The organism is Rhodoferax ferrireducens (assembly GCF_003347515.1).
Classification (GTDB): Bacteria; Pseudomonadota; Gammaproteobacteria; order Burkholderiales; family Burkholderiaceae_C; genus Rhodoferax.
Genome location: NZ_QEII01000313.1, coordinates 32,630 through 46,728, shown reverse-complemented (window position 1 = coordinate 46,728; position 14,099 = coordinate 32,630). Strand labels below are relative to the sequence as shown.

Here is a 14,099-nt window from a genome sequence, read left to right as displayed (position 1 = left end):
GGGGCATCCGCAAGGTCCCCTGGCTACCCCGCACTGCATCCCTCACCTGGAATATTTTCATGACAACCAACCCTCCTCCCTTCAGCCTCGCCGGCAAAAAAGGCCTGATCCTGGGCCTGGCCAATGAACACAGCATCGCCTGGGGCGCTGCCCAAATGGCGCGTCAGCAAGGTGCCGAGGTGGTGGCCTCGTGCCTGAACGCCAAGGCCGTGCGCTTTGTCGAGCCGCTGACCCGCGCGGCGGGGATTGACCTCATGCCGTGCGACGTCGAACAGCCCGGTGAGTTGCAGGCGCTGGTGGACCACGCCGTCGCCAAACTGGGCCGACTCGATTTTGTGGTGCACTCCATCGCCTGGGCGCCGCTGGAAGACCTGCATGGTCAGGTGATTGACAGCAGCAGCACCGGCTTTGCCCGCGCCATGGAGGTGTCGTGCCACTCGTTTGCCACGCTGGCCAAACTCTGTGCGCCGCACATGCTTGATGGCGGCAGCCTGCTGACCATGACCTATCTCGGCGCCGACGAAGCCGTTCCCCACTACGGCCTGATGGGTCCGGTGAAAGCCGCGCTGGAATCGATGGTGCGCTACATGGCGCTGGAACTCGGGCCCCAGCGGATCCGGGTGCATGCGGTGTCGCCCGGCCCCATCTTGACCCGTGCTGCCTCCGGCATTGCCGCGTTCGACGAATTGATGGACACCGCCATCCGCAAGGCCCCGCTGGGCCGGCTGGTGACGCTGCTTGAGATCGCCCAGCTCTGCACCTTTCTCTGTACCGATGCCTCCTCGGGCATGACGGGTCAGACCATTTATGTCGATGCCGGCTGCCACGCCGTCGCCTGACCCCCGCCACACCAAGCACTGCTTGCAAGAACAAAAACTGCCATGAATTTCACCGTCAACACCGACCTGATCGAAAACATCACTTACGACGAGATCAGCGTAGGCCAGAGCGCCCGCCTGCTGCGCACCCTGACGCTGGCCGACATCCAGGCTTTTGCCGCCGTTTCGGGCGACACCAATCCGGCGCACCTGAACGCCGAATACGCCAACGACACCTTGTTCCACGGCGTCATCGCCCACGGCATGTGGGGCGGTGCCCTGATCTCGGCCTTGCTGGGCACGCAGTTTCCCGGTCCCGGCACGATTTATCTGGAGCAAGTGCTGCATTTCACCAAGCCGGTACGCATCGGCGACACGCTCACCGTGACCGCCACGGTGGTGAGCAAGGACGACGCCAAAAAGCGGCTTGAACTCGATTGCGAAGTCGTCAACCAGAAGGGTGATCGCGTGCTCTTCGGCACGGCCAAGGTGTTGGCGCCCTCGGTCAAGGTGCGCTTGCCGCGCGTCAATGCGCCGCTGATTCAGTTGTTTGACCCGGAAGCCCGCTTCAAGGAGCTGCTGGCGCGCAGCAAAGGTCTGGACGCGGTGCGCTGTGCCGTGGTGCACCCTTGCGATGCCGAATCGCTCAGCGGCGCCATGGACTCGGCCCGCTATGGCCTGATCGTGCCAGTGCTGATTGGCCCGGAGCTCCGCATCCGCCACCTGGCGCAAGAGGCCGGCATTGACCTGAGCGGCGTCGAGATCATCCCCGCGTCGCACAGCCACGCATCCGCCGAACTGGCCGCCGACATGGCGGCCAAAGGCGAGGTCGAGGTGTTGATGAAAGGCAGCCTGCACACCGACGAGCTGATTCACGCCGTGCTGGCCCAGCCCGCCTTGCGCACCGGGCGGCGCATGTCGCATGTGTTCCGCTTTGATGTGCCGCTGTACCCCAAGCCGTTGTTGATCACCGACGCCGCGCTCAACATCCGCCCGACCCTGGCGGAGAAGGTCGACATCATCCAGAACGCCATCGACTTCGCCCGCATCATGGGCGTGGCAACCCCCAAGGTCGCCATTCTGTCGGCGGTGGAAACCGTCAACCCCAATATTCCCTCCACCCTCGACGCTGCCGCGCTGTGCAAGATGGCGGACCGGGGCCAGATCAAGGGCGGCATCCTGGATGGCCCGCTGGCGTTTGATAACGCCATCTCGCTGCACGCCGCCCAGGTCAAACACATCGAATCGGCCGTGGCCGGCGACGCCGACATTCTGGTGGTGCCGGATCTGGAGTCGGGCAATATGCTGGCCAAGCAGCTGGAGTACCTGGCGGGTGCCAGCGGCGCTGGCCTGGTGCTGGGCGCGCGCGTGCCGATCGCCCTGACCAGCCGGGCCGACGGCCCCATGAACCGGGTCGCCTCGGCGCTGCTGGCCCAGCTGGCCGCCCACAACGCCCGGCGCGACCAGCCGCGCCAACCCTGGTAAGAAGCAGAGCCATGGCCATTCTTGCCGTCAATGCCGGCTCCTCCACGCTGAAGTTTTCCATCCACACGCTGCAAGATGGCGCGGTGCAGCCCAGCGTGCTCACCGGCTGCATCCAGGGCCTGGAGCCCGGCGGCGCGCCGGTGCTGGACTGGACTTTTCAGGGCCAGAAGAAGAACCTGCCGTTGCCCGCCACGGCCGGCGACCCGTTTGACGAGGCGCTGCGCAGCCTGAGCGAACTGCTGACGCGCAAATCTTCGATTCCCGACATCCAGGTCATTGCCCACCGCGTGGTGCACGGCGGGCGCGATTATTCGGCCAGCGTCCGGGTCACCGAGGACGTGCTGAACCGGCTGGCGCAATTGAATTCGCTGGCGCCGCTACACCAGCCGCACAATCTGCAGGGCATCCGGGCGTTTCAAAAAGCGTTTCCCGCCACGCCCCAGGTCGCGTGTTTTGACACCGCCTTTCACGCCACCCTGCCCGAGGTGGACTACAGCTTTGCCCTGACGCAGTCGCTGGCCGAACAGGGCGTGCGCCGCTACGGTTTTCACGGCCTGTCCTACCAGTACATCATGGGCGTGTTGCAGCAGCGCAGCACCCAGGCCGGCGGCCGCGTGCTGATGGCGCACCTGGGCAATGGCGCCAGCCTGTGCGCCGCTCTGGACGGGCGCAGCCGCGCCACCACCATGGGCTTTTCGGCGCTGGACGGCCTGATGATGGGCACGCGCAGCGGTTCGCTTGACGCCGGCGTGCTGCTGTACCTGATGGAACAGGGCTGGGACCATGGCCGGCTGCAAACCCTGCTGTACAAACAAAGCGGCCTGCTCGGTGTCTCGGGCATCTCCGCCGACATGCGCCGCCTGCGCGCCGATGGGAGCGCGTCCGCTCAGCGGGCGATCGACCTGTTTACCCACCGCGTGGTGCGCGAATCCGGCGCGCTGGCCGCCTGTCTGGGCGGGCTGGATGTGCTGGCCTTCAGTGGCGGCATTGGCGAGCATGACAGTGTGCTGCGCGCCCATGTGTGCGAGCGGCTGGGCTGGATGGGGGTGCAGATTGACCCGCTGCTCAATCAGCAGGCCAGCGGCAACGAGGTGCTGGCGATTCACCAACCGGACAGCCGCGTGGAAGTGTGGGTCGTGCCCACCGATGAAGGGCGCGTGGCGGCACAGGAGGCGGCGGGCTTGATCTGACCTGTCAGCTCAAGCCCCCTCTGGCGGCAGTTTCCATCGGCTGAAGCCGCTGAGCTAGCACAGGTCGGCGTGCGCCAGAAAGTCCTGTTTCTTGTCCACATCCGCATCGGAGTCGGCAAAGCGTTGCGCGATGGCGCGGAACTCCTCCTGGATCTCGACAAAGGCGTCGATCATGTCGGCATCGAAATGCGTGCCCCGGCCCTCGATCATGATTTGCACCGCCTTTTCGTGCGACATGCCTTTCTTGTACACGCGGCGGCAGATCAGCGCGTCGTAGACATCAGCCACCGCCATCAGGCGTGCCGGAATCGGAATATCGTCACCACGGAGCCCCTGTGGATAGCCGCTGCCATCCCACTTTTCCTGGTGCGAGAGGGCGATGGACTTGGCGAAGGAAAGAAAATCGACGTTGATTCCCAGTGCCTGCTCGGCCTGCACGATGGCGTCATAGCCCAGCGTCGTATGCGTCTTCATGATGTCGAACTCGTGGGGTTCGAAGCGGCCTGGCCTGAGCAGAATGCGATCAGGAATACCCACCTTGCCGATGTCATGCAGCGGCGCCGACTTGAATAGCAGCTTGATATTGCTCTCGGTCAGGAACCAGGCAAAACGCGGGTGGTCGCGCAGCCGCTCGGCCAGCGCCTTGACGTAGAACTGTGTGCGCCGGATATGGTTGCCGGTGTCGGCGTCGCGCGTCTCGGCCAGCGACGCCATGATGAGAATCGTCACGTCCTGGATCGCGGTCACCTCGCCGGTGCGCCGCGCCACCTCAAGTTCGAGATAGTCGTTCTGGTCGCGCAGGAAGTCAGCCGTGGCTTTGAGTGCCAGATGGTTCTTCACGCGCGCCATGACGATGGGCGGACTGATGGGCTTGGAAATGAAATCGACCGCGCCGAGTTCCAGCCCTTTCTTCTCGTCCTCTACCTCGGCCTTGGCGGTGAGGAAGATCACTGGAATGTTCATGGTCTTGGGATCGTGCTTGAGTCGCTGGCATACCTCATAGCCATCCATGCCTGGCATCATGATGTCAAGCAGGATCAGGTCGGGCGGCCACTCGGATGCCGCGATCTTCAGCGCCTTCTCGCCATCGCTGGCAACCTTCACCTTGAAGTCCTGCTTCAGCAGGCTGCTCATCAGGGCCAGGTTATCCGGGGCGTCGTCGACGACCAGGATCGTGGCTTGGGGGGTGTAACGGAGTCCGTCCATGGGGATTGCCTTCAGTTAGAGGGTTGTGCGGGCGGCCCCAAGCGCGGCCAGTGCCGCCTCGAAATCGAATGACCGGATGTCGTGGTCGATCTTGCGAAAGTGCCTGGGGAAGGCCGCATCGAGCAGGTCCGTATTCGCATCCAACACGTCACTCGCCTGCGCGTCGTCGTCGGCCAGCAGCGCCGTAAGCTGGTCACAGACCGCCTGGAGCTTCTTCGGGTCGACCGTCATGACGGTCTTGCTTGCTTCCCGCGGCAACTTCAGCGCCAGCTGTTCGATGAGGTCGTTGAGTGGCTTTTTAAGCTGGGTGACCCGATCATGGATTGTCTTGTCGGACTGAGCTTCCCGGATCGCGGTTTCCAGCTGTTCGGCCAACGCTTGCAGGCCGCTTGCACCGATGTTGCCGGCAAGGCCTTTCAAGGTGTGGGCGAGCCGTTCGGCCGTGGCGTGGTCGTCGTTCACCAAGGCCTCCTGGATGTCGGCGACGGCGGACTTTTGTCCGGCGGCGAACCTGCGCAGCATCGAGAGATAGAGCGACTTCTTGCCCAGCACGCGGTGCAGGCCAGTGGCCATGTCCAGCCCCTCGATGGCGGAGGGCAAATCCGCGTCCGGCGCCCCCTGTGACTTCTGCTCTGCCGTCACTGCCGTAGCCCGCCGCGGCTTGATCCATTTCAGCAGGGCCTTCCACAAGTCTTCGGGTTCGATGGGTTTGGCAACGTGATCGTTCATGCCCGCCGCCATGCAGCGGTCGCGATCACCCTGCATGGCGTTGGCGGTCATCGCCACCACCGGCAGCTGATCGAAGCGCGCCTCCTTGCGAATTTCCTGGGTCGCCGTCACGCCGTCCATCACCGGCATCTGCATGTCCATCAGAACGATGTCGTAATCGGCGGCTCTGACCTTGTCCAGCGCGATCTGGCCGTTTCCGGCGACCTCGACGACGAAGCCGACATCGCGCAGCAGTTCGGTTGCCACTTCCTGATTCAGCCCGTTGTCCTCCACCAGCAGGATGCGGGCGCCCCTGATGGTGGCGAGTTGCTCGACGGTGTCAGTCGGCGCGTCCCGGGCCGTTCGCGGGCCATCCACCACAACGCCCAGCACCCGCACCACGCTGTCGAACAGCACCGAGGCATTCAGCGGTTTGATCAGCACCTCTTCAATGGCCGTCTCCTGCGCGCCCTTGATGATTTCCTCGCGGCCGTACGCGGTCACCATCATCATGTGCGGCAGGCGGTCCAGCGGAAGCGCCATGAGCCGCCTGGCCGTCTCGATACCGTCCATGCCCGGCATTTGCCAGTCGAGGAAGACGATCTCGTAGGGCGCTCCCTGCGCCTCGGCACCTGCCACGGCGCCGAGGGCCGCCTGGCCCGACGCCACCTGGTCGACCTGCAAATTCATGTTGCCGAGCAGCTCACCCAACACCAGACGGGCGTTCTCGTTGTCGTCCACCACCAGCACACGCTTGCCCTGCAGGTCGCCCGACAGCGCCAGCTTGCGTTGCGGGCCGACGCCCTTGCCCAGGCGCGCGGTGAACCAGAAGGTGCTGCCCATGTCGACCTCGCTGTCCACACCCACTTCTCCGCCCATCAGTTCGGCCAACCTTTTGGAAATGACCAGCCCGAGGCCGGTGCCGCCAAATTCGCGGGTGGTCGAAGTGTCGGCCTGCACAAAGCTCTTGAACAAGCGCCGCATCTGCTCCTGCGTCAGGCCGATGCCGGTATCGCGCACGGCGCAGTAGAGCAGCACATCCTGGTCGGACTGTTCCTTGATGCGGATGATGATGTCAATCTCGCCCTGTTCGGTGAACTTGACGGCATTGTTGCTGTAATTGATGAGAACCTGCCCCAGTCGCAGCGGATCGCCGATCAGCCGGGCCGGCACATTCTTGTCCACGTCAAACACCAGCTCCAGTCCCTTGGCGGCGGTCTTTGCGGCAATCAGGTTGGCGACGTTGTCGAGCACTTTCTCCAGTTCGAACTCGGTGTGCTCGACCGTCAGTTTGCCGGCCTCGATTTTCGAGAGATCGAGAATATCGTTGATGATGCTAAGCAGATGCTGGCCGGCGCCCTTGATTTTCATGATGTGGTCGCGCTGGCGCGGCGTCATCTCGGTCTTCAGTGCCAGATAGGACATGCCGATGATGGCGTTCATCGGTGTGCGAATCTCGTGGCTCATGTTGGAGAGGAAATCCGATTTCGCGAGGTTGGCCTTTTCGGCCACCGCGCGGGCGCTCTCCAGTTCGACGTTCTTCTCCTGCAACACCTGATCCAGCAGTTTGCGTTCCGTCACGTCGCGCGCCGCCGCGAACACGCCCTGCAGCCGGCGCTCGCGATCATAGAAGGTGGTGGCGTTGTAGGACACCACGGTTTCCTTGCCGTCTCTGGCACGGGCGGTGAGTTCGTAGTCGGTGATTTTCTTTTCACTCAGCACCCGCTTGACGCCGGCCTCGGCCCGCTCGGGATCGGTGAAGTAATTCTTGAACGGCGCGCCGATCAGTTCGTCGCGTGTACAGCCGGTGAGCGACTCCATCTGCCGGTTGACGTCAGAAATGATGCCGGAAGGATCGGTCGTCATGAGGGCGTCGATATTGGATTCGATGAGAGAGCGTGTATAGAACTGCTGGTCGTTCAGGCGCTGATCGAGCCGCGTCTTCTCGGCTTGCGCCTGCTTGCGCGTGGTGATGTCACGCAAAATTCCGGTGAAAAAACGCCGCTCGCCCAACCGCATCTCGCTGAGCGCCAGCTCCATCGGGAAAAAGCTGCCATCCTTGCGCCGCCCCATGACTTCGCGCCCGAGCCCGACGGCGTGTGCCTCATCGCTTGGGCTGCAATACGCAAGAGATCCGCTACGCAGATCCCGATCCAGCTCCGGTATCAGCAGACTGAAATTTTGTCCAATGAGTTCGGCTCCCGCATAGCCAAACATTCGCTCCGCCGCCGGGTTCACGGTCTCGACGACGCCACCGCTGGCATGCAGGGTGATGATGCCGTCCACCACGGTATTCAGTATGGTCTGGATCAGGGCCGCACTGTCGCGCAAGGCCTGCTGCGCCGCGTATTCCTCGGTGACATTGCGGAACACCAGCACGGCACCGACCACTTGACCATCGCGATCGCGAATGGGCGCGCAACTGTCGGCGATATCACGTTCACTGCCATCGCGTGAAATCAGTACCGTGTGGTTGGCCAGGCCCTGCACCGTGCCATGCGCCAACGCGGCGGCAACCGGGATCGTGACCAGGTGACGGGTGTCTTTGTTGATGATGTGAAATACATCATCCACCGGGCGACCGCTGGCTTGCGCCTGGGTCCAGCCGGTGAGCTGCTCTGCCACCGGGTTCAGCAGCGTCACACACGCTTGCGCATCGGTAGCGATCACGCCGTCACCGATGGAGTAGAGCGTCACGGCGAGTTTTTCTTCGCTGACCTGCAAGGTGGCATTGGCCTGCTGCAGTTCGTGGTTCGTTTTTTGCTGAATCTCGAGCAAATGCCGTGTTTCGAGATGAACCAGATTCCTGAGCCGCTGCCGTGATTCCCGGTGGATCAAATAGACGAAGGATAGTGCCAGCAAGAACGCGAGCACGCTGACGGCCACAATGAGGCCAAACATGCGGCGCATGTCCGATTGGAACGCTGCTTCGCGCTGCGCCCTCACGCCTTCTTCCAGCTGGATGAAGCCCTGCATCTCGGCCCGAATCGAATCCATCAAGCGCTTCCCCTGACCCCCGCTTACCAGGCTCAGGACGGCTGCCACGTCATGGCTGCGCCGCAAGGCAATGAGCCGCGACATCTCCGCCAATTTGGCATCGATCAAGGGCGCCAGTGCGTCCAGATGTTTGTCGCCAGTGCGGCTCAAGGTCAGCAGGCGCAAGGCATCAAGATGGCCGCTGAGGTCATCGCGCACGGCCAGATACGGCGCCAGAAAAGCCTCATCACCGGTCAATAAATAGCCCCGCTGACCGGTCTCGGCGTCTTTCAAGGCAGACAACAAATCGTCCGCGCTGTTGAGTACCCCATGGGTGCGCTTGCGCATCTCGGCGGCGTCCTCGATCTGGTTGAAAGACCAGAACAAGACCCCGACCCCCAGCGCAAGCAGCAGGGCGGCGCCCGCAAGTGAAGCAATAATTTTATGAGTAGATTTCAAGGCAAATTTGTCCATGACCTGAAACAAGGTCTTCTCAAATCAGCAGCACCCTCGGGCTTGTCGACTTGCAGGCGGGGAAATGGAGGCAGCGGCGTGATGTTGGCAAACCACTTCAGACTGTAGGGAATAAGCCTGCCACGCTCCGTGCGCTAGCGCACACAAGGCAAGGCAATTGAGCCAAGCATGGGGATTTACCGACGTAGTTGTTACGAAAATGTTACGCAACAGTGAGGTCGTTTGTAACGCAGATGTTACTTAATGAAGCGTTAATAATTCAATAATGATGTGCGTCCCAGCCGAGAGTGCTCGTCTCCGGCAAGCGGGTCGCCTGGCTCATCCAACACAAGAACTACCTCCATCGCCGTCAACAAAATCAACGGCGAAACCTCGCACAGCGCATCAGGGGCCGAACCCACCCGGGATTGGCTATTTGCCCGTATTTTGCGGGCTCAAATGAAGGAAGGAAAGCAAATGAACAACATCGAACGCTTATTCAGATCACTGATCTTCAAACCGCTGATTTGGTTGACGGCATTGCTGCTGGCCATGTTGGTGGCCGGCTGTGGTGGCGGCGCAGGAACCGATGAGCCCACGGCCGATGGCGCGAGCAAACAGATGTTGGCGGGTACTAACAACTTAACGGATGATGGCGACACGCTGGGCGACCGGCACGCCATTCCCGAGGTGGCTGCCGCGAGCCCGGGTAACTACGCCACCCATGTGCCGACCAGCGCCAATAGCAGCAGCAACGTGGTGAGCGGCACGGTGGTGACCGTCAGCTTCAGTCAGCCGATGGATCCGGCAACGATCAATTCGTCCCCGGCCGGCACGCAGCCCACCTTCAGGCTCAAGGCCAGCAACGGCCACAACGTGGTCGGGACGGTTGCCATGAATGCCGCAAAGACGGTGGCACGCTTTACGCCCACTGCGGCCACGCTGACCCCGAACACGCGCTATTTCGCCTCCGTGAGCGCTGCGGCGAAGAACGCCGATGGCGTTGCCATCGCCAACGCCACAGCCTGGAGCTTCACCACCAATGCCATCGCGTCTACGGCCCAAGCGCCGGTCAACCTCGGAAGCGCCCGCAAGTTCGCGATTTTGTCAAAGTCAGGCATCTCAACCGTTCCCAACTCGGTCGTCACCGGCAATATAGGCGTGAGTCCTATTGCACACACCGCGATCACCGGGTTTTCAGTCACGGCAGACAGTTCGACCATGTTTTCGACATCGGACCAGGTGCACGGACGTATCTACGCCGCCGACAGTACGGCGCCCATTCCCGGCTACATGACCACGGCAGTCGGCGACATGGAAACCGCCAGTGTCGACGCCGCCGGCCGCGCTTTGCCCGACTTCATTGAACTGGGCGCCGGAGAAATTGGCGGACGCACCCTTGCGCCGGGCCTTTACAAATGGGGCACCGGCGTTTCAATCAGCACGGATGTGACGCTTTCGGGTGGTCCCAACGACGTCTGGATTCTCCAGATCGCGGGAACGCTGACCCAGGCTGCCGCGACGAAAGTGATCCTGGCCGGTGGCGCACAGGCCAAGAATGTCTTCTGGCAAGCGGCGGACGTGGTGGCCATTGGAACGACGGCCCACTTTGAAGGCATCATTCTGGCAAAAACCATGATCGCCCTGAAAACCGGTGCCTCCATGAATGGCAGGCTGTTGGCGCAGACGGCCGTCACGCTCGATCAGAACGTGGTGGCCCAGCCAACCCCGTAAGGACGCAGGAATACCTCGCGCTTCACCGGCTCTTGAAAGCGAGGGGCTTCGCCCATAATTGAGGGTTTCCGGCGGCGGCGGGTGGCGGCTCGCCGACCTCCTCTTTTCTTTGTCAGACCTTCAAGACCAACATGACCAAACAAACCCTCTCCTTCCAGGCCGAAGTAGCGCAACTGCTGCACCTCGTCACCCACTCGCTGTATTCCAACAAGGAGATTTTCCTGCGCGAGCTGATCTCCAACGCGTCGGATGCCTGCGACAAGCTGCGTTATGAGGCCATCAACGACGGCGGCCTGTATGAGGCCGACTCTGAGTTGACGGTCAAGGTGTCCTTCGACAAGGACGCCAAAACCCTGACTATCACCGACAACGGCATCGGCATGAGCGCGCAGGAGGCCATCGACCACCTCGGCACCATTGCCAAGAGCGGCACCAAGGACTTCGTCAGCAAGCTCTCCGGCGATCAGAAGGCGGATTCGCAGCTGATCGGCCAGTTCGGCGTCGGCTTTTATTCCGGCTTCATCGTGGCCGACAAGATCACGGTCGAGTCGCGCCGCGCCGGCATGAAAACGACCGAGGGCGTGCGCTGGATCAGCGGTGGCGCCGGCGACTTTGAGGTCGAAACCATTGACCGTCCGGCACGGGGAACGAGCGTCATCCTGCACCTGCGCGACGACGCGCTGGACTACGCGTCAGCCTGGAAACTCAAGGGCATCATCAACAAGTATTCCGACCACATCAGCCTGCCCATCCTGATGGAAAAGGAAGAATGGAAAGACGGCGAGCTGATCAACGCCAGTGATGAAAACGGCGGCCGCCAGCCCGGCGCCATGCTCAAGACCGGCGAGTGGGAAGCCGTCAACAAGGGCAGCGCCATCTGGGCGCGTGCCAAGAAGGACATCACGCCCGAGCAATACACCGAGTTTTACAAACAGATCAGCCACGATTTTGAAGCGCCGCTGGCCCACACCCACAACCGGGTCGAAGGCAGCACCGAGTACACCCAGCTGCTGTACATCCCGGGCAAGGCGCCGATGGACCTGTACAACCGCGAGAAGTCGGCTGGCGTCAAGCTTTACGTCAAGCGCGTTTTCATCATGGACGACGCCGAAGCGCTGTTGCCCACCTACCTGCGCTTTGTCAAGGGCGTGGTCGACTCGTCCGACCTGCCCCTGAACGTGAGCCGGGAATTGCTGCAGGAAAGCCGCGACGTCAAGGCGATTCGTGAAGGCTGCACCAAGCGTGTGCTGGGCATGCTGGAAGACCTGGCCAAAAACGACAAGCTGCCGGAAACCGAAAAACCGGCCGATGGCGTGACCGACTCTGCCGCAGCGGTGACCGACGTCGTGAGCGAAGAAGACAAGGCCGAAGCCGCCGCCCATGCCGGCAAATACAGCAAGTTCTACAGTGAGTTTGGCGCCGTGCTGAAAGAAGGCCTGGGCGAAGACTATGCCAACAAGGACCGCCTGGCCAAGCTGCTGCGTTTTGCCAGCAACACCACCGACACGGTCAGCGTCAGTTTTGCCGACTACAAAGCGCGCATGAAAGAAGGCCAGGAAGCCATCTACTACATCACCGCCGATTCCGCGACCGCGGCCAAAAACAGCCCGCAGCTGGAAGTGTTCAAGAAAAAAGGCATCGAAGTGCTTTTGATGACCGACCGTGTCGACGAGTGGGCGCTGAACTACCTGCACGATTTTGACGGCACACCGCTGCAGTCCGTCGCCAAAGGCGCGGTCGATCTGGGCAAGCTGCAGGACGAAGCCGAAAAGAAAGCGGCCGAGGAAGCGGCCGAGTCCTTCAAGCCCTTGCTGGCCAAGCTGAAGGAAGCGCTGAAGGACAAGGCCGAGGACGTGCGCGTCACCACCCGCCTGGTGGACAGCGCCGCCTGCCTGGTGGTGCAGGACGACGGCATGAGCACGCAACTGGCGCGCATGCTCAAGCAGGCCGGTCAAGCGGCACCGGACATCAAACCGGTGCTGGAAGTGAACGCCGAACACCCGCTGGTGAAAAAGCTCGACGGCTCGGTGCACTTCAACGACCTGGCCCACATCCTGTTCGATCAGGCGCTGCTGGCCGAAGGCGGCCTGCCGGCCGACCCGGCGGCATATGTGAAACGGGTGAATGCGCTGCTGGTCTGATATTTATTGATTAAATCGGCCTCTAGCCCGCGTATTAATTGCGTAAGCAGCTATTAAAATAATAGTAAATGCGGGCTGTCAAGCCCGGCTGGTCGGACCCCGACTGGCCGGGCTTTTTCGTGGATGGCGCCGTGCGTCTGCCACCCTTGACGCTCAGCCATGGGCACAAGCGATATTCACGATCCGTTGGACGACGGTACCGCGTGAGGCATCGTTCCAGCTCATGGGGCCATGCTCGGAATGCACGAACTTTCCCTCGCCCATGTGTTTCGGATGGTCGGATGAATAGATCCTGCGGATTCGCCGCCCGCCGCAGTCGACTTCAATCTGATCTTTGGACGAGAGGTAGGGCCCGGACTCGCCGTATTGAACACTTGCATGGTCACGCACCACCCAGATCATGACGTTGGCGCCCACCTTTTTCGATATGGACGTATCCATGTAAAAGGTCGACGACTCGTTGCTGGACACTTTGACCCACTCAGCCCCCGCGTGGCCGCAACTGACCACCAGAAGCAAGGACATCAACCACTTGCTGTTCATACAAACACCTGCGCATTCAAAATCATGACAACAGGGCAGATGGTCGCACAAACGGGCGCCGCCCTCTGGCTCAGCGCGTCATTTTCAGGAAAGCGTTGACCACCCCCACCTGCGCCTCATCCTGGGGTGCGACCGGCACCACCGCATCCGCAAAGCCAAAACGATCATCTCGGCTCCAAGCCAGGCCGGGATGATTGGCATTGACATTGTTGGCCTGCGCCTGCTCGCGAAACCGGCCAAAAGTGGCATCGACATGCGAATCGAAAGAGTTGTCCAGCAGGGTGGCCAGGGCCGGGGTCATGCCGTTCAGCACCATCACATTGCGTGGTCGCGTCACGAAAGTGCCTACCGCAGCGCCCGGCTCGCTCCAGGCCTCATTGGAAAAGCATATGGTCAGTTCTTGCGGGTTGCCATTGCTGTCCAGGTAAACGTAGCGGTCGGCGGCGCCCTCGGTCCGGCCCGTCGGCAAGTCCACACCGGCCGCCTGCATTGCGTTGAGCAGGTCAGCCCCGCATAGCTGTGGTCTTGGCGCAGCAATCGCCCCGTTGACGATGCCCGTCGGTGCCACGGCGCTGTCACCGGGTGGGCGGCCCGTGCCAGTGAAAAAGCTGTCATAGGCAATGGCCCAGCCCTGCACAAAGTCGCTGGCAATGCGCTGGTACACGGCATTGCGCTGCACGTCCCGGCCAATCGTCACGGCGCCGACGATCAGTCCGATGACCACCAGCACAGCAGACAGCTCCAGTATTGAAAAACCGGCTTGCCCCCGGCGTCTGGTGGACGTAGGGGCCGGACGCGCTCGCGGGGAGCGAGCGGCATGATTTGCTTGCATTGTTTTCCTCATT

Annotated in this window: 9 protein-coding genes; 5 read left to right on the top strand and 4 right to left on the bottom strand. The window is 61.9% G+C overall.

The genetic code is table 11. The features are described from left to right. The first annotated feature begins 59 nt into the window (after positions 1-59). The 3 genes from fabI to C5P05_RS25900 are packed head-to-tail and all read left to right on the top strand — an operon-like array spanning position 60 to position 3,493. The gene (gene fabI, locus C5P05_RS25910; RefSeq protein WP_114972752.1) at positions 60-839 is read left to right on the top strand and encodes an enoyl-ACP reductase FabI; all 780 of its coding nucleotides are present in this window, start codon (positions 60-62) and stop codon (positions 837-839) included. A gap of 42 nt (positions 840-881) precedes the next feature. Next, positions 882-2,303, top strand: a complete 1,422-nt coding sequence (locus tag C5P05_RS25905) for a bifunctional enoyl-CoA hydratase/phosphate acetyltransferase (RefSeq protein ID WP_114972751.1) — start codon at positions 882-884, stop codon at positions 2,301-2,303. Between the two features lie 11 nt (positions 2,304-2,314). Then, entirely contained in the window at positions 2,315-3,493 is a 1,179-nt protein-coding gene (locus C5P05_RS25900) for an acetate/propionate family kinase (protein WP_114972750.1), read from the top strand. Positions 3,494-3,547: 54 nt separating this feature from the next. Here C5P05_RS25900 and C5P05_RS25895 read toward each other — a convergent pair whose 3' ends face one another. Both C5P05_RS25895 and C5P05_RS25890 read right to left on the bottom strand, forming a co-directional pair. After that, positions 3,548-4,699 (bottom strand): response regulator, encoded by a 1,152-nt coding sequence (locus C5P05_RS25895; RefSeq protein WP_114972749.1) that lies wholly within the window; start codon positions 4,697-4,699, stop codon positions 3,548-3,550. 15 nt (positions 4,700-4,714) lie between these two features. Then, the gene (locus tag C5P05_RS25890) at positions 4,715-8,842 is read right to left on the bottom strand and encodes a PAS domain S-box protein (RefSeq protein WP_198674868.1); all 4,128 of its coding nucleotides are present in this window, start codon (positions 8,840-8,842) and stop codon (positions 4,715-4,717) included. 471 nt (positions 8,843-9,313) lie between these two features. On the opposite strand from C5P05_RS25890, the gene C5P05_RS25885 reads away from it, so the two are divergent. Then, positions 9,314-10,570 carry an ice-binding family protein gene (locus tag C5P05_RS25885; protein ID WP_198674867.1) on the top strand — a complete coding sequence of 419 codons (1,257 nt, stop codon included), beginning with the start codon at positions 9,314-9,316 and terminating at the stop codon, positions 10,568-10,570. Positions 10,571-10,701: 131 nt separating this feature from the next. Then, complete coding sequence (htpG, locus tag C5P05_RS25880) at positions 10,702-12,711, top strand: molecular chaperone HtpG (RefSeq protein ID WP_114972747.1); 2,010 nt, start codon at positions 10,702-10,704, stop codon at positions 12,709-12,711. Between the two features lie 153 nt (positions 12,712-12,864). Here the strand turns inward: htpG and C5P05_RS25875 are convergent, their stop codons facing one another. Both C5P05_RS25875 and C5P05_RS25870 read right to left on the bottom strand, forming a co-directional pair. Beyond that, entirely contained in the window at positions 12,865-13,254 is a 390-nt protein-coding gene (locus C5P05_RS25875; RefSeq protein ID WP_114972746.1) for a surface-adhesin E family protein, read from the bottom strand. A gap of 70 nt (positions 13,255-13,324) precedes the next feature. Then, positions 13,325-14,086 carry a type II secretion system protein gene (locus C5P05_RS25870; protein WP_114972745.1) on the bottom strand — a complete coding sequence of 254 codons (762 nt, stop codon included), beginning with the start codon at positions 14,084-14,086 and terminating at the stop codon, positions 13,325-13,327. Positions 14,087-14,099 lie beyond the last annotated feature (13 nt).

Excerpts from the sequence above, each read along its gene's own strand:
- fabI (WP_114972752.1), top strand. The coding sequence starts at position 60 with ATGACAACCAACCCTCCTCCCTTCAGCCTCGCCGGCAAAAAAGGCCTG.
- C5P05_RS25905 (WP_114972751.1), top strand. The coding sequence starts at position 882 with ATGAATTTCACCGTCAACACCGACCTGATCGAAAACATCACTTACGAC.
- C5P05_RS25900 (WP_114972750.1), top strand. The coding sequence starts at position 2,315 with ATGGCCATTCTTGCCGTCAATGCCGGCTCCTCCACGCTGAAGTTTTCC.
- C5P05_RS25895 (WP_114972749.1), bottom strand. The coding sequence starts at position 4,699 with ATGGACGGACTCCGTTACACCCCCCAAGCCACGATCCTGGTCGTCGAC.
- C5P05_RS25885 (WP_198674867.1), top strand. The coding sequence starts at position 9,314 with ATGAACAACATCGAACGCTTATTCAGATCACTGATCTTCAAACCGCTG.
- htpG (WP_114972747.1), top strand. The coding sequence starts at position 10,702 with ATGACCAAACAAACCCTCTCCTTCCAGGCCGAAGTAGCGCAACTGCTG.
- C5P05_RS25875 (WP_114972746.1), bottom strand. The coding sequence starts at position 13,254 with ATGAACAGCAAGTGGTTGATGTCCTTGCTTCTGGTGGTCAGTTGCGGC.
- C5P05_RS25870 (WP_114972745.1), bottom strand. The coding sequence starts at position 14,086 with ATGCAAGCAAATCATGCCGCTCGCTCCCCGCGAGCGCGTCCGGCCCCT.